Below are 18,448 nucleotides of genomic sequence, written 5' to 3' on the forward strand. Positions count from 1 at the left end.
TGGGGTTGATACACAGCCTGACGACAACGCCGGGCAATGTGCATGACATTACCCAAGTCGATCAATTGCTGCACGGTGACGAAGATCGAGTCTGGGGTGACGCGGGTTATCAGGGTGTTGAAAAGCGCCCTGAGCATACAGAGCGAGATGTGGACTGGTATATCGCAATGCGGCCAGGAAAGCGGTCACAGCTGTCAAACTCGGACCCCTTGTCAGAAGTAGAAAAAATAAAGGCCAGTATCAGGGCGAAAGTAGAGCACTGTTTCTATCGGGTAAAGCGCCAGTTCGGGTATGACAAGGTTCGCTATCGCGGTTTGGCGAAGAATACGAATCGACTGTATCTGCTAGCGGGCTTTACCAATCTACTGCGGGCAGATTCATATAGGACGACATAACGGGATAACTCCGCCTGGAGTTTGCTGAAAAGCAAATTCCAGACGGAAAACAGAGGAATACACAGGGGGTTTCCACCCCAGAAGCCAATAAATAGAGGATTCGGAGAGCGGCGTGGAAATTCATGAGTTGTTCAGAGCTTCCCTAGAAAGCTAGAAAGCTAGAAAGCAGGTATACATTCAGCCACATATCTGGCCGCACCTGGATACTGTAGATCCCACCTTTGCTCAGACATATACGCCCCGATTCAGCTGCTACCTTTCGGCGGAGTATGGGTCCTCGGCCAACAGATATGCGCGAATATCGGCTTGCTGGGTTTGCGACTGCAGCCACTCGCGGGTCTTGCGGACTTCCTCATACAGCTCTTCGCCAAATTTCGCCCTGTAGAGATCCTGAAAACTCTGCCTGGCGCTTTCCTGACGGATTTTCTTCTGCCACTGCCGAGTGACAACCGCATTGAGCGAGCCGGCAAGCCCCTCTGATTTGAGAAGTTCCCACTCCCCCTTGTCCAGCCACAGGCCACCCACCGATACACTGTAGTCCAGGCGATGCTCGCAAGCGGCAGTGATTTTAAACTTCTGCATGATCGCGCCGGAAATCGGGCACAAGAGGGCGGACTTGGAATCGGTGGCCTCGCTGACCTCTGCCTCGCTGATATTTTCGGCAAACTGGTACTGCGGATTCTTCTCCTTCCAGGAGACGTAATCCTGAATAAGAATCCAGTTACCCCCGCAGGAAGTACAGGTGTGTCCACGAAAAATGGTATCGATAAACGTCGGCTTTAGTAGTCCCGACTTACAGCTTGTACATTTCACCTTATTAAGCATTCCTTTCGTGAATCGGGGCATCTTCTGCCCCGAGTATCATTCAGCATCACCTAATATCAGTAGCATTACGAAGTGCTACTGCAGAATTGCAACATCAAACCTGCAACTTATTGTACAGCCATGTACAAATGGTGACATATAACTCAAAGAACATGCTGACTATAAAATGAAAGTATTTTCTCTTTGAATTTTTGTAGGCATTCATCTGACAACGTTGTTTTAAACTGAGTGTCTAAATCCGGGCATGAAATCGTAAGATTTTTAGCCGGATCTGAACCACAAGGATAAATACTTAGCTCAATATATAATGTTTTTCCATCACCATCTTTTGAGATTTTAGGCATATTACACTCCGTAATAGTTTTTTGACTTAGTCCGTAATAGTTTGCTTATCAGCTCTCTGTTTCAGCCATCTTGGCAAACTCACCCACACCGGCTTCTTTCAGCAGCGAGTCGACCAAGGGTGCCATGGCGCGATGTTTCAACGCACTGCCTACCAGCGCCTCGGGCAGGCTCTGGCCAGCGGCCTTGCCATCACTATCCAGAATGCCACCGCTCGCACGGCCATCGATGCCATTTAACCCTTCCACCGAAATGATCTTCATGCCCTCGATACTCTCCAGAGGTTTGACGCTCTCGCGGATAATCTGCGGCAGGTTCTCATGCAAGCTGAGCACCTGCTTGAGAGCGATCTGGGCTTCGCTCAGGCTGTTCAGGGCTTCGTTCATCAGGCGCTGGCCCTCCGCGTCGACAGCGTACTTCTCGCGATCCGCTTCCACCTTGATGCGCACAGCTTCGGCCTCTGCCGCTGCCTGCAGTCGCAGTGCCTCGGCCTTGTCCTCCGCTGCAGATTTTTCCGCTTCGGCAGCCACCTTGATGGCGGTTGCTTGTCGCTCCGCTTCTTTTTGCGCCTCGATGATTTCGATGCGCTTGTCCCGCTCGGCAACCTCTACGTCCTTGGCGGTGCGCACCTGCTCTTCCGCTCTTACCGCTTCCGCTAGGGCGACATTGGCATGCTGGTCGGCGACCGACTGCTCCTTGGATTTTTCCGCCACCGCAATGGCCCGCTCCTGCTCGGCAATTTCTAGGGATTTCTGCTTGGAGATACGCTGCTCTTCCAGAATGCGCTCGCGCTCGATTTCCTGTTCCTGCAGGCGTTTTTCTTTCTCGATCTCAAGCAGGCGCGTGGCCTGCTCCGCGCCGATTCGGGACTGGTCCACTTCGCGCTGGGCCTCGATTTCCGCCTGACGAGCAGCGCGCTCCTGAGCTGCCTGTTCACGGGCGATATCCGCCTTCTGTGCCGCCTCGCGATTTTCCAGCTCACGTTGCTGTTCCAAGTAGGCGTAGCGTTTCTCCTTTTCGATCTCCAGTTTCTGGCGCTCAGCTTCGAGATTCTTGGTCTCGATCTGCACCATGGTTTCCTGTTCGACGTCATTTACTTCCTTACGACGCGCCTCAATAGAGCGGGTCATGCTGGCAAGACCTTCCGCATCGAAGACGTTGTCTTGATTGAAGAATTCCTTGTGGGTCTGGTCGAGACCGGTCAGCGACACTGACTCAAGCTCGAGACCATTTTTCAACAGATCTTCCGATACCACCTGCTGCACTTTCTGTACAAACTGGCTGCGCTGTTCATGTAATTCAGCCATCTCCATTTCCGCAGCTACCGAACGCAGCGCATCCACGAACTTGCCCTCAATCATTTCTTTAAGAGCTTCAGGATCCAGAGTGCGCACACCCAGCGTCTGTGCGGCATTGGCGATGGCATCCGTATCCGGTTTTACACGCAGATAGAATTCCGCCAGTACGTCCACCCGCATACGGTCTTTGGTAATCAACGCCTGGTGCTCCTTGCGCGATACCGCCAGACGCAGGGTATTCATGTTGACGGGAATTATTTCGTGCAACACCGGCAACACCAGCGCGCCGCCATTCATGATCACCTTCTGGCCACCCATACCGGTACGAACGAAAGAGCGCTCCTTGGAGGCCCGGGTGTAGAGGCGCGCAAAGATTGTCCCGATGACGATCAGGCCAACTAGGACAGAGCCAGCCATAAATAGAATCGTGGAAAAATTATCGATTAGCATCACTGTTCTTCGTTCCTTGTTTTAATTGTTCTCTACCAGGTACTGGCTAGTAGGTCGAATCACTCGGAAATTCACCCCGCGCTCTTCCACCAGCAACACCTGCTCCCCCTGGGTAAATACTTCATTTACATCCGGCTCCACCATCACGTAGTGAGTGGTGCCAAATTCGTCACTAAAACGGGCCTCCGCCGGTGAGCCAGAGCGTGCCTCACCAATAGTGATGGTCGCCACCCTGCCAACAAAGCTTTTACGAGCCACCGCTTCGGTCTCATCGCCGACGGCAAAACGCCGCAAGACGTTGCCGACAAAGCGCACCTGCGGCAGGGCAAGAAGCAACACCGGTATCGCCAGTAACCAAGACGGCAGCAGAATACCGATAAGCGAGACTGCGAACATTTGGATCACCAGACCGGTAATACCAAAGCTGACCAGAAGAGCTACCAGTAAAATCAGTGCCGGCACTTCACCGAAGCGCAGCCATCCAAGAAATTTTGTCAGGACACCCCCAGGCTCCGTATCGGGTGTGTCCAAATCAACATCCATGTCCGGCAACAAGTTATCCAGCAGCTCGGACAACCCGGCCCCAATCAGGGTCATGACGCCTTCCAATACCGCGATCATCAGCATCAATACCAGAGCACCGGTAAAGAGCTGATTGCCGTCTTGCAACAGGAACGCCATTAGGCCTCCGACTTGATTTTTGCGAGCCTTTCCTTGATGCGGTTATTGCGCGCCAGCTCTTCCAGCTCGGCCAGCTTGCCGGCATCGGCGTTGGATTGCATTGTGGGAACGCCCGCGGATTCCAGCACGCGATTGAATGCGCCTTCTGCCTGATCGACAAGGTCGACTGTGCTGCGGCTACTACCGCGCTGTTCACCGTTCAAACCATTGGCAATATGCTCGCTGGCTTTGGCAAATTCCCGCAACTGTTCACGCATATCACGCTTCTTACCCTGCAGTGCATTGATATAGGCATTCAGTTCATGAATTTCTGCATCAGCATCGGCGATGGCTTTTTCGAGCACAGGTAATTGCGCTTCAATATCCATCTGCTTGGCGATAGCGATTTCGGCCAGATCATCGCGACTTTCTTTGACAGCGATAGCAATCTGTTCAGAGAGTGCACTGTGACGATTATTTTCGTCATTAAGGGCTTTACTGCTGAGATATTTGGCCGCTTCCGCCTTGCCCAGCTGATCACGCACCTCGGCAATTGCGTCATCGATTTCTCGGATCGCTTGCTCCATTACCAACTGTGGTGTGGCGTTTTCAACAGAATCCACCAAAGCATTGGCCGACGCGGATATCAAACGGGATATGCGTTTAACCAGTCCTTCTTTCATTGTTATCTCCTTCCCTTGATGGGATTTGCTTATTTATTTAACAGACTGTCGAGGTGTTTTTTAATGCGGGTGGCGGAATCCGGATTAGCCATTCGCGGGTTCTCCTGCGTTGTAACCAGCAGGATTTTCTCCAGAAATGCTTCCATGGTGGACAGTGTTTTCTTCTCCAGCACCGGCGCCATTGGCTTTTCAGCGGCACAGCCCTGTATTGCTGCAGCACCCTCTGCCAGTAATTCCAACAGAGCCTCCACCAAAAGACTGCGCTGGTCCTCTTCCATGTAGCGGGCCTTGAAGGGCAATATCGCCTCCGCTGAGGCAATGTAGGCACGGCAAAAACTCTGCGTACCAACAGATTCGCGGGCCATAGCAATCAATTCGCGAACTTTTTCACTTTGGGTAACCGCGCCATTGCGATCGATGGACATCAGGTAGGCGTAGTCTTCGGGAGAGAGCCTTGCGGAGATAGACTGGGACTTGTTGAGCATGACAGTTACCAGTAATCGTTTGCCTGGTACCGCCGGCAGTATTGATAGGTTACGTGTCGCTTCGACAACACGCGTATACAAATGTACACACGCCGACCGCACCGGTCAATTACAGATTATTACAGCACCATATATGGCGCTTTTTTCTTCTTATATCAATAATCGCTTCATTCGTAAATCTACGCTTTGTACATCTGTGCTTTGCTGGGATTAAGCATTTTTTCACCAGGACACCAGATCGCCATGACCGCGCACAACCTGATCCTCAATGTGGACAGCTATAAGGCGAGCCACTTCCTGCAGTATCCGCCCGGCACGCAATATATCAGCAGTTATATCGAGTGTCGTGGCGGTGATTTTTCCGAAGCGGTGTTTTTCGGCTTGCAGGCGTTTGTTAAAGAATACCTGCTGCAACCCATACACGCGGGCGATATCGACGAGGCGGAAACTATCTTCAAGAGCCACGGGCTGCCTTTTCACCGCGCGGGCTGGGAACATATCCTGCACCACCACGGCGGCTTGCTGCCGTTGGAAATCTCGGCGATTCCTGAGGGTACGCCGGTGCCGCTGCACAATGTGATGCTGCAGGTGGTGAATACCGATCCGGCCTGCTTCTGGCTCACCAGTTATATTGAGACCGCGCTGGTGCGCGCCATCTGGTATCCGGTCACCGTTGCCACCCAGAGTCGCGAGATCAAGAAAGTGATTGCCGGCTACCTGGACGCGACCGCCGGCAGTCGCACCGGGCTGGAGTTCATGCTGCACGACTTCGGCGCCCGCGGTGCCAGCAGTCTTGAATCCGCCATGCTCGGTGGTATGGCCCACCTGGTGAATTTTCACGGCACCGATACCGTCTCCGCGCTGGTCGCCGCGCGCCGCTTCTACGGCGCCGATATGCCGGCGTTTTCCATTCCCGCCGCCGAGCACAGCACCATGACCGCCTGGGGCAGAGACCGCGAGGAAGACGCCTACGCCAATATGCTGCGGCGGTTTGCCGGCCCCGGGCACACGCTGGCGGTAGTGAGCGACAGTTATGACCTCTGGCACGCGATCGAAAATATCTGGGGCGGCAGCCTGCGCCAGCAGGTGATCGACAGCGGCGGCACTTTGGTGGTGCGGCCGGATTCCGGCGATCCGGTGGCGATTGTCAGCGAGAGCCTGGAGCGGCTGATGCGGATTTTTGGTGCGCGCCGCAATGCCCACGGTTATCGCATTTTGCCGGACTTCATCCGCTTGATTCAGGGCGATGGTGTCTCGCGCTCTTCGATCCCGGAGATTCTGCAGGCGTTGAAAGAACGGCGCATCAGCGCGGAAAATATCACCTTCGGTATGGGCGGCGAGCTGTTGCAGAAAGTGGATCGCGATACGCTCAGCTTTGCCATGAAGGCCAGCGCCATCTGCATCGATGGCCACTGGCACGATGTGTGGAAGGACCCGGTTACCGGGCCGGAAAAAAAGTCCAAGCGCGGCCGTCTGGCGCTGGTGGCGGACCCGGCCGCGGGCATGCGCACCGTCCGCCTGGAATCGCTCGGCTCATCATCTCAGGGCCTGTCATCCCACGCCATGGGGCACAACCTGTTGCGGCCGGTTTACCGCAACGGCCAGCTATTGCTCGATACCAGCTTCGATGAAGTGCGGGCGCAGGCGCGCATTTGAGATTATCCAGATATTGCCCTGAAAACAGCGTGAGAACAGCCTCAGAACAACCTGGTAGCGGACCATCACCTTATTTTCAGTATTTGCAAAAGCTTACTGGGGCGCGGCCACAGGGGGCGGCTGCGACTGATCGACGAAGATCAGCTGCTCGGTGGGGAAACCCTTGGCGCGCGCCTGCGCCACCAGTTTATCGAGGGTTTTCTGCGGCAACTGCGGCTGGCGGGCTAGTATCCACAGGTTGGACTTGCTGAAACCGCTCACCATTGCATATTGGTAATCGCCGCCCAGTTCGAACACCACATAGGATGCGTAGAAGGGCCCGAAAAAGGATACTTTCAGATGACCCACATCGTCACTACCGACAAACTTGGCCCGCCCATCGGCCTTTTCCCACTCGCCATCCTCGGTCTGGAAGCCGCGATTGATCACCCGCACGGAGCCATCGGCATTGAGGCTGTACTCGGCGGTGACATGGGTCATGCCGCGCTCGAAGGAATGGTCCAGCCGGGCGATTTCATACCATTTGCCCAGATAGCGCTGCAGGGCAAAATCCTGCACCGGGGCGACGTTTTCCGGAAGGCCGGTACAGGCGCTGAGGGCGAGTGAGAGAAGAAGAAGCGGGAGAGACCGCGGAGACAAGAGCCACTTTTTCATATTCATGGGAGAGTTCCTTTGACCGCATGAAGCTTTAAGCCTTCAGCCTTAAGCGAGAGACGAAGAGCGGGGAGCGCTCCACACATTGAAACACAGGGGCCATCCCTGAGGATGGCCCCTGCATCACAAGTTTAGTGCAGCGCCGGCACTATTCTTCCCCGGCCTTCCCCGGCCTTCCCCAGCAATATTCCTCTATGGGTATCGCCAGCGGCCGGGCCCCGCTACTTCTCCACAAAAGCGCGCTCGATCACATACTCGCGGGGATTGCCGGCACGGGTTTCGCTGAACCCCCAGTCGTCGAGGATGCTTGTGAAGTCCTTGAGCATGCTGGGGCTGCCGCAGAGCATAAAGCGGTCGTCGGCAACCGTCGGCGTGGGCACCCCCAGGTCCTCGAACAGCTTGCCGGACAGCATCAGGTCCGTCAGCCGGCCAGTATTCCGGTAGGGCTCGCGGGTCACCGTGGGGTAATAAAGCAGCTTATCGCGCACCATCTCGCCGAAATACTCGTGGTTCGGCAGTTCATTTTCGATGTAATCCTGGTAGGCCAGCTCCGATACGTAGCGCACACCATGGGTGAGAATCACCTGGTCGAAGCGCTCGTATACGTCCGGATCTTTGATAATACTGAGGAAAGGCGCCAGGCCGGTTCCGGTGGACAGCAGCCACAGGCGCTTGCCGGGCAGCAGATGGTCCGCCACCAGGGTGCCCGTGGGTTTGCGGCCGACGAAAATCTCGTCGCCGGGCCGGATTTTCTGCAGGCGCGAGGTCAGAGGGCCGTCGGGTACCTTGATGCTGAAGAACTCCAGCTCGTCTTCATAGTTGGCGCTGGCGATGGAATAAGCGCGCATCAGCGGGCGGCCATCCTCCTGCGGCAGGCCGATCATGACAAAGTGGCCGTTTTCAAAACGGAAGCCGGTATCGCGGGTGGTCTTGAAACTGAACAGGGTGTCGTTCCAGTGGTGGACCTGCAGCACCTTCTCTATATTCAAATTAGACATTTGGTTAGAACCACTTATTCCTGAATTCTCTTAATGATGGAATTTTAGCGCTGGAATTAGTATCGGAGAAATGGGATATTCCGATATTCCTTATCTATTTTCTCGATATAGGTCCTCCCACCGCCATGCGCTACTCCCTGCGGCAGATCGAAGTCTTCCTCGCCTGCGCCCACCACCAGAATGTGAGCCGCGCCGCCGCCAGCCTGAACATGTCCCAATCCGCCGCCTCGTCGGCGCTGAAAGAATTCGAGCAACAGTTCGAGCTGCGCCTGTTCGAGCGCACCGGCAAGCGCCTGCGACTCAATGAACTCGGCCGGCAACTGTGGCCGCGGGCGGAGGAGCTGCTGGAGCGGGCGCGGGAGCTGGAGCAGTCCCTGGCGGCACACGGTGATCTGGGCCGGCTCAAGATCGGCGCCACCCTCACCATCGGCAACTATCTCGCCGCCGCCATCATGGCGCGCTATATGGCGGAGCAACCGGGAACCCGGGTGGAACTGGAAGTGGCCAACACGGCACTGATCGCCGACAAGGTGCTGGGTTTTGAACTGGATCTGGGGCTGATCGAGGGGGAGCTCAACCACCCGGACCTGGAGATGATTCCCTGGCGCGAGGACGAGCTGGTGGTTTTCTGCGCGCCGCAGCACCCGCTGGCGCAACGCAAGCGGCTCTCTGACCGCGACCTGTGCCAAGCGACCTGGATTCTGCGCGAGCCGGGTTCCGGCACCCGGCAGACCTTTGAGCGCGCCGTCGCCGGCCTGCTGCCGCAGCTGCATATCCTGCTGGAACTGCAGCACACCGAAGCCATCAAGCGCGCGGTGGAGGCCGGCCTCGGCATCAGCTGCCTGTCGCGGGTGTCCCTGTCCGATGCCCTGAAACGCGGCGCCTTGGTGGAGCTGCCGGTGCCCCAGCGAAACCTGCAGCGCGAGTTTTATTTCGTCCTGCACCGGCAGAAATACCGCAGCAGCGGTATCGAGCGCTGGCTGCAGCTGTGCCGTGAGCTTGCCTGAGCGGCAGCGGGCAGTGCCCATTGCCGCGGCGGCATTCAGGAGCCCATCTCAACTGCGCGCCGTGCGCCCCTCACGGCGGGTCTCCAGCCGGCGCAGGAATTCCTGCAGGATTAACCGGTAGAGCTCCCGTCCCAGGTACTTGTCCTCGACACCGCTGTCGATTGAAGGGTTGTCATTCACCTCGATCACATAGCCCTTGCCGTCGGATTCCTTCACATCGACACCGTAAAATCCGTCCCCGATCGGCTTGGTCGCCTTCAGTGCGGCCTGCAGCACTGCTTTCGGCACTTCGAAGGTAGGCAGCGTGGTGAAGCCGCCGCTGCTGGTCTTGCCGCCGCCGTGGTTATAAATCTGCCAGTGATTCTTGGCCATGTAGTAACGGCAGGCGTACAGGGGCTTGTTGTTGAGTACGCCGATGCGCCAGTCGAATTCCGTATAGAGAAACTCCTGCGCCAGCAGCAGGCTCGACTCCTCGAACAGTTCCCTGAGGCTGTCGCGCAGCTGCCCCTCATCCTGGACTTTGACCATGCCGCGGGAGAAGGAGCCATCGGGAATCTTGACCACCATCGGCAGACCCAGCTCCGCCACCGCGGCCTCGATACCCGCCTCATCCCCCCGGCGCAGGATGCGGGTGCGCGGCGCCGGCACCCGGTGCGTTGCGAACAGATCCGCCAGGTAAATCTTGTTGGTGCAGCGCAAAATACTGGTGGGATCGTCCAGTACCACCAGACCCTCCGCTTCCGCTTTTTTGGCGAAACGGTAGGTGTGATGATCGATGGCGGTGGTTTCGCGGATAAACAGCGCATCGAACTCCGGCAGGCGCATGTAATCGGCCGCGGTAATCATTTCCACGGCAAAGCCGAGCTCGCGCGCCACGCTGGTAAACTTTTTCAACGCCGGCCCGTCTGAGGGCGGCAAGGCCTCTTCCGGATTCACCAGAATCGCCAGATCATAGCGGCTGTTGTCGCTGCGCTTGGGCGCACGCCACACCTGGTTACTGAAACGGTCGAGGGCCTCGGCAAAGGCGGTTTCCTCGGTCTCTTCCAATGCCCGATGGGAACCGATTTGCAGGTCGACGATTTCCCACTGCCCACTGAGGCAGGACAAGCGCATTTCCAATACCGGGCAGGGAAAGCGATCGAACAGCAGCCGCGCCAGCGGCTGCAGCGGGGCCTCAGCACAGTAACCGAAATAGGATTTCACCCTAAGCTCAGTGCCGCCATCTTGCGGCATGCGCAATTTGCTTAAGGCCGGCGCCACCTGGTTCAGCTGCAGCTTGTACAGCTGCGGTACCGACAGGTCGTTGAGGGTGCGCACACTGGGCAGTACCCGGTGGTTTCTGGCCTCGGCCAGCAGCGAGCAGTAATAGCCTTCGGCGCGGTAGTTGTAGTCCCCACACAGGTTAATGATGCGCACCCGCTGCTGGCGGGCGGGTAGCTGCAGGTAATCCGAGAAGGTGATTACCCGCTCACTGGGATAGTAGGGTGCCCAGTCGCCGGGCTGGTCGACGACGATAAGAACCTGAGTCATGCAGGAAGTTGCCTCGACAGAAAAAGAGACAGGCTGGTTGCGCGAAAGATAGAGGAATAACCCCAGCCCTCCTATCTTTTTTTTGCGTTTTTGCTAATGTTGCGCGGCCGCACTTTCGCGGTGTCTAGCGCCGCCCGAGGCGGACCCATTGATGCCCTCTGCCGACGAGTTTCCCTATTCCATCCGCTCCGCACTTATCACCGATGTGCCGGCATTGCACGCCCTTGAACAGAGCACTTTTCAGGGCGACCGCCTGAGCCTCCGCCGGCTGCGGCACTGGGTGAATGCGGACAACCGCGTTTTTCTTGTCGCCGAAGCACAGGGGCAACTGATCGGGTATGTACTGGTGCTGCTGCGCCGCGGCACCCGTCTCGCGCGGCTTTACTCCCTTGCCGTCGCCGCAGCGGGGCGCGGCCACGGAATCGGGCGCACTCTGCTGCTCGCGGCGGAGCAGGCCGGCATTGAAAGCGGACGGCTGTTTATGCGCCTGGAGGTGGCGACAAGCAATACCGCCGCAATCAGTCTGTACCGGCAGCTGGGCTATCGCACATTTGGCTTTTACCCCGCTTATTACGAGGATGCCGGTGATGCCATGCGTATGCAGAAACGCATCCGCTATCCGGCTGCGGATCTTCACAGCCTGCCGGTACCCTGGTACGGACAGACCACCGATTTCACCTGCGGTCCCGCCGCGGCAATGATGGCCATGGCGGCATTGAATGAAGACTACCGCCCCACGGTCAGCGAGGAGCTGGCGCTGTGGCGCGAAGCCACCACCATTTTCATGACCTCCGGCCACGGCGGCTGCCACCCATTGGGGCTGGCGCTGGCCATGCAACGGCGCGGCTACCATTGTGGGGTGTATCTCAATCAGGCCACGGCACTGTTTGTGGACGGGGTGCGCTCGGAAGCGAAAAAAAAAGTCATTCGGCAGGTGGATGCCGATTACCGCAGCGCCGCCTGTGAAGCGGGCATCCCGGTGCATTGCGAGGATTTTACCCAGCAGCAACTGCAGCAGTGGTTGGAAGAGGGGGCGTTGGCGCTGTTACTGATCAGCACTTATCGCCTGGATGGCAAGCGTGTGCCGCACTGGGTGACGTTGAGCGGTATCGATGAGCGCTGTCTCTATGTCCACGATCCCGACAACGAGGATGGCCGCGACCCCCTGGACAATCAATACCTGCCCATCGCCAGGGATGACTTCGCCAAAATGTCCCTGTTCGGCCGCGAGAGATTACGCACCGCCGTTGTGGTCAGGTGCCGGGGGGAGTAGCTCTATTTCCAATTCAGTACTGTTAACAGGCAGTTGCCGGCAAATTCACCGTTAAGATCACCAGACTGATAATCGCGCAGGTATCCCAATAACGATATCGCCCCGCTAATCACTGCCAGTTTTTCTCATCTCAAATAAGTCCGACACTTTGCACTGGTTTTTTCTTTCTTAAGCAGGAGTAGACTCACAATATAAAGCCCTTTTACGGCTTCCGGCATCACCAACTACGGCCGACTAATACAACCCGGGAAAGCTTTTCCGCACCGCCATTGTTGCCTCCTCATGGGCGGTATCGGCACAGAAATTTCCGTGGCCGCCGAGTAGATGGGCGAAGGGCAATTCCAGCAGCCTTTCGAAATCCGCAGCCAGCCAGCAGCCCGGATCACAGCCGCGCGGGGTCATGCGCAGACGCCAGGTGGGCGCCACCTGCAAGCCGCGGCGGAAGCCTGCCAGGCGCATCAGGTTGCGCCCCAGCCAGCTGCACCCCCGCCACGACTGCCAGTATTGCAAGGCATCACAGGTCAGCAGCAGGCCACCATTAATGGGCACCCAAAGCGCGGCTTCTGGATGGCGGCTGTGGCTGAATTCAAAGAACCGGCCCTCCGGTACGGGACAATTGCCGCCCTCCCGCAATGGCTGGTCCGCTGCCGGCGCCGGGTACAGGTCGGAATCCGATTGTCGCCAGAAGGTGAGGCTGTAGCGATCGCGATAGTACAAGTCGTCGCGGCCGTGACAGTAGCCAAGCCGCACCGCGTGGCGCACCCGCCCCAGGTCTTCCAGTTTTTCTTCCTGGGCGCGGCGCAGGCGCAGCGGGTTCACCAGCACCAGATCCTCACCAAAGCGCAGGATCGCCATATTGCGATTCACGGTAACCCCCGGACCCAGTCTTGCGGTACCGGGCACATAGAAAAGATCGGGCAACAGCCGGCGAATTTCGCCATGGGGCTGCGGCAGGGGGTAATCGATCCGCATAACAGCCTGAACCGGTGGCCTCAGCTGTACTGGGCCCGATTGCGCAGCCCACGCAGGCACTGCAAGGCCTCCTCCGCGCGCGCTTGCGGCACGAATATGTGATCGTGATTGAGTGCCGCCACCACATTCGCACTGATGCCGGCCTCGGCGAGCTCACCGGCAACCGCCGCCGTCAGTCCCACCGCTTGCAGGCTTGAATAAACCTGCAGGGTGATCTGCCTGAAGCCGATACTGGCCTCCAGACCTTCGCGCTCGGCCGTGTCGCTTTCCATGACCGCGCTCCAGCCCTCCCGCTCACGGAACAGGCACAGGCAGGCGCGCCAGAGTCGCTCAGCCTGCTCGTCATCGAGCGCGCAGAATACGTAACAGCCGTCCAACAGTTGCGGCTCCAGAGATTGCAACAGAGTGCCGAGTCTTACTTCTGCGTTCATGGTTGTGCGCCCTAAATCAGTGGAGGTCGGCGCTCTTGCGTTGCGCTCGCGCCTGTTCGGATCACTAAAAATCTTTGCCGTCGAATTCAGGCTCATCCGCTGCCGGCGTGGTATCGACTTCGGGATCTTGCGCCGCGGCCGCTTCTGAACGCGCCTGCTGTTCCCAGCGATCCAGCGCCGCATCGATATCGCGCTCGATTGCCAGACTGGGAAATTCCGGACAGGCCGCATCCTTGCCCGGATTGTGCCATCCGGACAGCGGTGCCACGAACACCACCAGCGACTTGTGCAGATGATTTTCACCGATGCTGGCCTCGGTCCAGGTGGTCTGCCAGGCAAATTTGCCGCGCACCGCGTAGTCGCTCTCATAGGATTTGAGCGTCAGGAAGTAGGGGTAGATGCGGCCGCCGCGACAGACGATCCGCCGTTCGGTCTTGATATTGGCCATCTGGGTGAAAGGATCGAAGTACCAGTGAATGTCGTAGCCGTAGGCAAAGCGCATTCCATTCTGGCTGTTGATAAATGCGTAGGAACGCCCACTGCCATCGGCGTTGAGACTCCACACATGTCGCGCCTCACCATCGCGGGAAATCAACCAGTCTCCCACCCACTGTTTCGCTTCAAGGCGCGAGTCCGCCTCCCATCCCCAGCCCGGGGACATCTTTTTCCCATTGGAATCCTGTTTGCCCTGCTGACCACCGTTTTCGTTCGCGGCAGAGGCAGCCAGCGCGAAACCCATAAGGACAACAACGAACATAAAGCGTCGCTGCGACACAGCGTTTCTCCCATTCGCTCCACTCTTCCCTGAGCTGGCCCTGAATGACCCTGAGCTGCCCCGGCCCTGCGCTACCTGTGTATGCCGCTTATCCAGGGCGGCAGCCCCTGCCAACATCGCAAAGTCATCACTTCAACTGGCCAGATTCGGGCACTCATTTCCCGCACGCGGTGTCTTCCAGGTTTGCAGACGCCGCTGGAAGGCCAGCAACCCGCCATTGCGCTGCAGCCAGTGGCGACCATCCACTATGGCGAAGTCGAGGGTCGCGGCGCTCCAACCGACAAAAGCGACGGCAACCACGCCGCCGCTGCAACGCACGGAAGCGCCGGTGCGCACGCGCACACGATCGCCATCCAGCTGCCAGTTGATGGCAAAACCGTGCGAGAGGCGCCCATTGGGCTGGAAGCCATAGGCAAAACCGGTGCCGTCGGCATTCAGTTGCCATACCAGCTGCTGATCGGATTCACCCACCACCAGCCAGTTGCCGGCCCAGGAGCGCTGGTCGGGTTGCTCGGCGAGCGCCATGGGCACACTCGAGAGCAGCAGCAAGACCAGTAACGCCTGTCGGCAATTGCGGAGCGGTGAAGACAGGAGACGGGGGAAAGAAGGGTATCGCAGGTACTTCATGCGCGACTCTACCGTTGGCTGGTTGCGACAGATGACCACCCTGGGCCACCGGTTGTCCCTGCCGGGCCGGTTGCTCACCGGACACCGCAAGAAAATCGCGCGAGCGCGTTTTCCCTTCCCTATTGAATAAAAGGCTAGACGCTAAATCCTTCGCTGGCAGCGGATGCCTCAAAAAACTGCAAGCCGGCGCCAGCTACCCAGCCGACACCCCAAACTGGATATTGCGCAGAAAATAGAGCTTAAGATCGACCATCTGATGGTAATTTCGCAAAAATATGAAGAAATAACACGAACGGTGAGCACTTGAGCCCGCGCATGGATCCAATAAAACCCGGCGAAAAGGGAGAGGGGAGAGGAGAGAGCAGGAATCGAGCGAGAGGCTGCCGGGGCCCGCAGTCTATGAATTCATTCGGAAGCGCTACCGATAGGGCCAGCGACCCACAGTAACGACACTAGAGCCCGACCGCCGGGGCGCTGCCGGCATAAAAAACCCCGCTCGCGGCGGGGTTCGCTATCAGGGGGCAGCGTCGATCAGCCGCGCTCAGCGCGCTCCTTCTCGATCAGGTAGTCCGCCACCTGCAGCATCATCTCCTGGGCATTGCTCTTGCCTTTGAAGCCCGGCAGGGAGCTGCTGATACGGTACTTGCCCGCCACCACGACTTCCGGCGTGCCGGACAGCTGGTAGGCGCGCTGGTTGGCCATGCCCTGCTTGACCTTGCTGTTGACGGCGAAGGAGTTCATCAGCTTGACCGCCTTTTCGCCATCCGCACCGTGCTCTTCAAACAGAGCGGCGATGGCATCGTTATCCGCGTTCCAGTCGCGGCCGGCGCGCTGGGCAAACATCTTGCGCTGCTGGGCAATGGCTTTGAAGATCGGCTCGTGCATGGTGTCCAGCACACCCATGGCGTCGGCCACGTAGAACATACGCGCGTGTATTTCCATAACCGGCTGCCAGATGGCCGGTATCTTTTTCACTGTCACGCCTTCGGCGATGCCGCCTTTCCAGCTTTTCAGCAGCGGCTCGAAGTCATAGCAGTGTCCGCAGCCGTACCAGAACAGCTCTGTCACCTCGATCGTGCTTTGATCGCGCTGAGGTACCGGCTGCGGCAGCACCTGATAGTGCTGGCCGGCCTTGAACTGGCCATTGTCCTCGGCACAGGCGGTGATGCTGAACAACAGCGCCAGCAATAGGATGATGGGGGCGGTAACCGCTCTCATAGTCTTCTCCAACGTTTTTTCTGCGCAAAAGCCAATCAAATAGACAGCGCCGATTATTTAAGTTCCCCGGCGACAGCGCAAGAAGCGCGCGCCAAAAACAAAAAGGCCGGTGCAAGACCGGCCTTTCGAGAGGGCATGGCGAGGGATCAGTCGGTCAGACCCGCCATGTACTGGGATACCGCCTTGATCTCGGCATCGGACAGCGACTTGGCCACCGAGCGCATCGGGCGGGTATCACCATCGTTGGCGCGGTCACCGGCGCGGAAGGCCTTCAGCTGAGCTTCGAGATATTCGGCGTACTGGCCACCGAGGCGCGGGTAGCCCGCCGGAGCGTTGCCCTTGCCGGTGGGGGAGTGACAGCCCATGCAGGCGGGCACACCAGTTTCCGGGTTGCCGGCGCGGAACAGCTTGCGGCCCAGCTTCAGACCGTCGACTGTTTCGCCGCTGTTGAGCTTCACCGACAGGGGCTGGGAACCGGCCAACTGCAGCGGCTGGGAATCGAAGTAGGCGGCGATATCGCGCAGATCCTGCTCACTGAGGTTGTCCAGCTGGCCGATCATCTGCGGGATCTCGCGCTCTCCGGACTTCACATCCATCAACTGCTTGTGCAGATACTTTTCACCCAAGCCGGCGATTTTCGGGAAGGCCGGGGCAATGCTGTTGCCGTCTGCGCCGTGGCAGGCGGCACAGGTGGCGGCCTTGGCCTTGCCTGCAGTTGGGTCTCCCTCGGCCGCCATGGCAGAGGTCGCGGCGAAAGGCGCGGCCAGTAGCAGGCCAAAAGCCAGAGCGGAAGTCTTTACAATGCTGTTCATACGTCGTCCCATAGCGCGCTGAAATAAGGCATATTGATCCGCAAACGGGATCATTGCGCCGCTCAAGATAACCCCCTGCGACGCATAGCTGCGGCATTATATACTTGCGCGCCAACCGAGTGTACCGAATCCAGCGGACAAACCATGCCAGAACAACGACCAGAGCGTCTCAATTTTCGCGCAGTAGAATTTTTAACCAGCGCCCCCACTGTAGCCGAGTGTCCCGAGGACAGCGGCGCCGAGGTGGCCTTCGCCGGCCGCTCCAATGCGGGCAAGTCCAGCGCCATCAACGCGCTGACCGGCAACAGCAAGCTGGCGCGCACCTCCAAAACCCCCGGGCGCACCCAGCTGATTAACTTCTTCAGTGTCTCAGAGACACAGCGCCTGGTGGATCTGCCCGGTTACGGCTACGCCAAGGTGGCCCGCTCCATGAAAGACGAGTGGCAGCGCCACCTGGCCTTTTATCTGGAACAGCGCCAGTGTCTGCGCGGGCTGGTGCTGCTGATGGATATCCGCCAGCCTCTGAAGGAATTCGACCTGCATATGCTGACCTGGGCCAAACAGGCGGGGCTGCCCACCCATATCCTGCTCACCAAGGCGGACAAGATGAAGAATGGCCCAGCGCAGAACATCCGTTTTGCGGTGGAAAAGGCGCTGCGGGAACAGGAGCTGGACACTGACGTGACCGTGCAGACTTTCTCTGCCACTAAACGCAGCGGCCTCGACAAGCTGGAACAAACCCTGAACCAGTGGCTGCGGGTGAATGGGCAATAACAGGCCAAGCTGGCTAAGCGGGCGGGCAAAGCCAAAGAGCGAGGCAGCAGACGGGCGCAGCAGATTGCCCCCGCCCCACACCTGACTCACGCCTGGCTCACAAGAGTCGGCACCTGCGCCGAAAAACAGGCAAAAAAAAGCCGACAGATGGGGGCTGTCGGCTCAGGGGGTCGGTACCCTTGGGGATGGGTACCTGCTTCAGGCGCGCCCAGGGGGACGGGCACACCTGTGGGTTCTAACTGTTTCTGCCTGTGTCTTGCTGTTTATTCGCCAGCCTGTGACGAATGGATCACTGCTGTTGGTGTTTGCTCGCTTGTTTGATGGCCAGCACTTTGAGACCTTAGCCTCTCATCACAACGATAGTGTCGGCTGCCTTGTGCCCCCACAAAATCTCAGCGCCGGGGGCCGCAATCCGTCCAGTTTTCAGCTCCGCATCAGTAGTGCGATCAATTCGCTGCGGCCCTGCTGCTCTTTGCTGCTTGGCGTCTCATGTTTTGCAGCATGGTATCCCATCTCGCAGAGAATTAGTGGTACATACTTCCCAATTATCGTCATAGACAAAAGCTATGACTGCAGATTACTT

At 58.0% G+C, this 18,448-nt stretch carries 20 protein-coding genes; 5 read left to right on the forward strand and 15 right to left on the reverse strand.

Translation table 11 applies throughout. The features are described 5' to 3' along the window. The coding region (locus tag ABEA58_RS05525; protein ID WP_345549603.1) for a transposase at positions 1 to 395 on the forward strand (395 nt) is incomplete at its 5' end. A gap of 252 nt (positions 396 to 647) precedes the next feature. Here the strand turns inward: ABEA58_RS05525 and ABEA58_RS05530 are convergent. The 6 genes from ABEA58_RS05530 to ABEA58_RS05555 form a co-directional block, all read right to left on the reverse strand. Next, positions 648 to 1,208: a TFIIB-type zinc ribbon-containing protein gene (locus tag ABEA58_RS05530; protein ID WP_345549605.1), complete on the reverse strand. Its 561-nt coding sequence runs from the start codon at positions 1,206 to 1,208 to the stop codon at positions 648 to 650. A 155-nt stretch (positions 1,209 to 1,363) separates the two neighbouring features. After that, a complete protein-coding gene (locus ABEA58_RS05535; protein WP_345549607.1) occupies positions 1,364 to 1,564 on the reverse strand; it encodes a hypothetical protein in 201 nt (66 codons plus the stop codon). A gap of 48 nt (positions 1,565 to 1,612) precedes the next feature. Further along, complete coding sequence (locus ABEA58_RS05540; protein WP_345549609.1) at positions 1,613 to 3,277, reverse strand: flotillin family protein; 1,665 nt, start codon at positions 3,275 to 3,277, stop codon at positions 1,613 to 1,615. Positions 3,278 to 3,331: 54 nt separating this feature from the next. After that, complete coding sequence (locus ABEA58_RS05545) at positions 3,332 to 3,991, reverse strand: YqiJ family protein (protein ID WP_345549611.1); 660 nt, start codon at positions 3,989 to 3,991, stop codon at positions 3,332 to 3,334. Next, positions 3,991 to 4,653: a PspA/IM30 family protein gene (locus ABEA58_RS05550; RefSeq protein ID WP_345549613.1), complete on the reverse strand. Its 663-nt coding sequence runs from the start codon at positions 4,651 to 4,653 to the stop codon at positions 3,991 to 3,993. The genes ABEA58_RS05545 and ABEA58_RS05550 overlap by 1 nt, the downstream gene beginning before the upstream one ends. A 29-nt stretch (positions 4,654 to 4,682) precedes the next feature. After that, the gene (locus ABEA58_RS05555; RefSeq protein ID WP_345549615.1) at positions 4,683 to 5,078 is read right to left on the reverse strand and encodes a hypothetical protein; all 396 of its coding nucleotides are present in this window, start codon (positions 5,076 to 5,078) and stop codon (positions 4,683 to 4,685) included. Positions 5,079 to 5,381: 303 nt separating this feature from the next. Between ABEA58_RS05555 and ABEA58_RS05560 the strand changes: the two genes are divergently transcribed. After that, the gene (locus tag ABEA58_RS05560) at positions 5,382 to 6,794 is read left to right on the forward strand and encodes a nicotinate phosphoribosyltransferase (RefSeq protein ID WP_345549617.1); all 1,413 of its coding nucleotides are present in this window, start codon (positions 5,382 to 5,384) and stop codon (positions 6,792 to 6,794) included. Between the two features lie 93 nt (positions 6,795 to 6,887). Here the strand turns inward: ABEA58_RS05560 and ABEA58_RS05565 are convergent, their stop codons facing one another. Together ABEA58_RS05565 and ABEA58_RS05570 are read right to left on the reverse strand one after the other, a co-directional pair. Then, positions 6,888 to 7,454, reverse strand: coding sequence for a lipocalin family protein (locus tag ABEA58_RS05565; RefSeq protein WP_345549619.1), 567 nt, complete (start codon positions 7,452 to 7,454; stop codon positions 6,888 to 6,890). Positions 7,455 to 7,669: 215 nt separating this feature from the next. Then, complete coding sequence (locus ABEA58_RS05570; protein WP_345549621.1) at positions 7,670 to 8,446, reverse strand: ferredoxin--NADP reductase; 777 nt, start codon at positions 8,444 to 8,446, stop codon at positions 7,670 to 7,672. A gap of 125 nt (positions 8,447 to 8,571) precedes the next feature. Here ABEA58_RS05570 and ABEA58_RS05575 point away from each other — a divergent pair, with 125 nt between their 5' ends. Beyond that, positions 8,572 to 9,453, forward strand: a complete 882-nt coding sequence (locus ABEA58_RS05575; RefSeq protein WP_345549623.1) for a LysR family transcriptional regulator — start codon at positions 8,572 to 8,574, stop codon at positions 9,451 to 9,453. Positions 9,454 to 9,501: 48 nt separating this feature from the next. On the opposite strand, the gene ABEA58_RS05580 is transcribed toward ABEA58_RS05575, so the two are convergent. Next, positions 9,502 to 10,983 (reverse strand): RimK family protein, encoded by a 1,482-nt coding sequence (locus ABEA58_RS05580; protein ID WP_345549624.1) that lies wholly within the window; start codon positions 10,981 to 10,983, stop codon positions 9,502 to 9,504. A 151-nt stretch (positions 10,984 to 11,134) separates the two neighbouring features. On the opposite strand from ABEA58_RS05580, the gene ABEA58_RS05585 reads away from it, so the two are divergent. Then, positions 11,135 to 12,256 (forward strand): peptidase C39 family protein, encoded by a 1,122-nt coding sequence (locus ABEA58_RS05585; protein WP_345549626.1) that lies wholly within the window; start codon positions 11,135 to 11,137, stop codon positions 12,254 to 12,256. Positions 12,257 to 12,490: 234 nt separating this feature from the next. On the opposite strand, the gene ABEA58_RS05590 is transcribed toward ABEA58_RS05585, so the two are convergent. The 6 genes from ABEA58_RS05590 to ABEA58_RS05615 form a co-directional block, all read right to left on the reverse strand. Then, complete coding sequence (locus ABEA58_RS05590; protein ID WP_345549628.1) at positions 12,491 to 13,228, reverse strand: hypothetical protein; 738 nt, start codon at positions 13,226 to 13,228, stop codon at positions 12,491 to 12,493. Between the two features lie 20 nt (positions 13,229 to 13,248). After that, positions 13,249 to 13,659 (reverse strand): ACT domain-containing protein, encoded by a 411-nt coding sequence (locus ABEA58_RS05595; protein ID WP_345549630.1) that lies wholly within the window; start codon positions 13,657 to 13,659, stop codon positions 13,249 to 13,251. A 64-nt stretch (positions 13,660 to 13,723) separates the two neighbouring features. Beyond that, positions 13,724 to 14,416, reverse strand: a complete 693-nt coding sequence (locus ABEA58_RS05600) for a hypothetical protein (RefSeq protein WP_345549632.1) — start codon at positions 14,414 to 14,416, stop codon at positions 13,724 to 13,726. 150 nt (positions 14,417 to 14,566) lie between these two features. Further along, entirely contained in the window at positions 14,567 to 15,061 is a 495-nt protein-coding gene (locus ABEA58_RS05605) for a hypothetical protein (protein WP_345549633.1), read from the reverse strand. Between the two features lie 531 nt (positions 15,062 to 15,592). Further along, positions 15,593 to 16,279, reverse strand: coding sequence for a thiol:disulfide interchange protein DsbA/DsbL (locus ABEA58_RS05610; protein WP_345549634.1), 687 nt, complete (start codon positions 16,277 to 16,279; stop codon positions 15,593 to 15,595). Between the two features lie 146 nt (positions 16,280 to 16,425). After that, entirely contained in the window at positions 16,426 to 17,091 is a 666-nt protein-coding gene (locus ABEA58_RS05615) for a c-type cytochrome (protein WP_345549636.1), read from the reverse strand. Between the two features lie 144 nt (positions 17,092 to 17,235). On the opposite strand from ABEA58_RS05615, the gene yihA reads away from it, so the two are divergent. After that, positions 17,236 to 17,865 (forward strand): ribosome biogenesis GTP-binding protein YihA/YsxC, encoded by a 630-nt coding sequence (yihA, locus tag ABEA58_RS05620; RefSeq protein ID WP_345549638.1) that lies wholly within the window; start codon positions 17,236 to 17,238, stop codon positions 17,863 to 17,865. The last annotated feature ends 583 nt before the right edge of the window (positions 17,866 to 18,448 follow it).

The organism is Microbulbifer aestuariivivens (genome assembly GCF_039545115.1).
Classification (GTDB): Bacteria; Pseudomonadota; Gammaproteobacteria; order Pseudomonadales; family Cellvibrionaceae; genus Microbulbifer; species Microbulbifer aestuariivivens.

Excerpts from the sequence above, each read along its gene's own strand:
- ABEA58_RS05580 (WP_345549624.1), bottom strand. The coding sequence starts at position 10,983 with ATGACTCAGGTTCTTATCGTCGTCGACCAGCCCGGCGACTGGGCACCC.
- yihA (WP_345549638.1), top strand. The coding sequence starts at position 17,236 with ATGCCAGAACAACGACCAGAGCGTCTCAATTTTCGCGCAGTAGAATTT.
- ABEA58_RS05605 (WP_345549633.1), bottom strand. The coding sequence starts at position 15,061 with ATGAAGTACCTGCGATACCCTTCTTTCCCCCGTCTCCTGTCTTCACCG.
- ABEA58_RS05590 (WP_345549628.1), bottom strand. The coding sequence starts at position 13,228 with ATGCGGATCGATTACCCCCTGCCGCAGCCCCATGGCGAAATTCGCCGG.
- ABEA58_RS05550 (WP_345549613.1), bottom strand. The coding sequence starts at position 4,653 with ATGAAAGAAGGACTGGTTAAACGCATATCCCGTTTGATATCCGCGTCG.
- ABEA58_RS05535 (WP_345549607.1), bottom strand. The coding sequence starts at position 1,564 with ATGCCTAAAATCTCAAAAGATGGTGATGGAAAAACATTATATATTGAG.
- ABEA58_RS05575 (WP_345549623.1), top strand. The coding sequence starts at position 8,572 with ATGCGCTACTCCCTGCGGCAGATCGAAGTCTTCCTCGCCTGCGCCCAC.
- ABEA58_RS05545 (WP_345549611.1), bottom strand. The coding sequence starts at position 3,991 with ATGGCGTTCCTGTTGCAAGACGGCAATCAGCTCTTTACCGGTGCTCTG.
- ABEA58_RS05540 (WP_345549609.1), bottom strand. The coding sequence starts at position 3,277 with ATGGCTGGCTCTGTCCTAGTTGGCCTGATCGTCATCGGGACAATCTTT.
- ABEA58_RS05610 (WP_345549634.1), bottom strand. The coding sequence starts at position 16,279 with ATGAGAGCGGTTACCGCCCCCATCATCCTATTGCTGGCGCTGTTGTTC.
- ABEA58_RS05585 (WP_345549626.1), top strand. The coding sequence starts at position 11,135 with ATGCCCTCTGCCGACGAGTTTCCCTATTCCATCCGCTCCGCACTTATC.
- ABEA58_RS05595 (WP_345549630.1), bottom strand. The coding sequence starts at position 13,659 with ATGAACGCAGAAGTAAGACTCGGCACTCTGTTGCAATCTCTGGAGCCG.
- ABEA58_RS05560 (WP_345549617.1), top strand. The coding sequence starts at position 5,382 with ATGACCGCGCACAACCTGATCCTCAATGTGGACAGCTATAAGGCGAGC.
- ABEA58_RS05600 (WP_345549632.1), bottom strand. The coding sequence starts at position 14,416 with ATGTTCGTTGTTGTCCTTATGGGTTTCGCGCTGGCTGCCTCTGCCGCG.
- ABEA58_RS05565 (WP_345549619.1), bottom strand. The coding sequence starts at position 7,454 with ATGAATATGAAAAAGTGGCTCTTGTCTCCGCGGTCTCTCCCGCTTCTT.
- ABEA58_RS05555 (WP_345549615.1), bottom strand. The coding sequence starts at position 5,078 with ATGTCCATCGATCGCAATGGCGCGGTTACCCAAAGTGAAAAAGTTCGC.
- ABEA58_RS05570 (WP_345549621.1), bottom strand. The coding sequence starts at position 8,446 with ATGTCTAATTTGAATATAGAGAAGGTGCTGCAGGTCCACCACTGGAAC.
- ABEA58_RS05615 (WP_345549636.1), bottom strand. The coding sequence starts at position 17,091 with ATGAACAGCATTGTAAAGACTTCCGCTCTGGCTTTTGGCCTGCTACTG.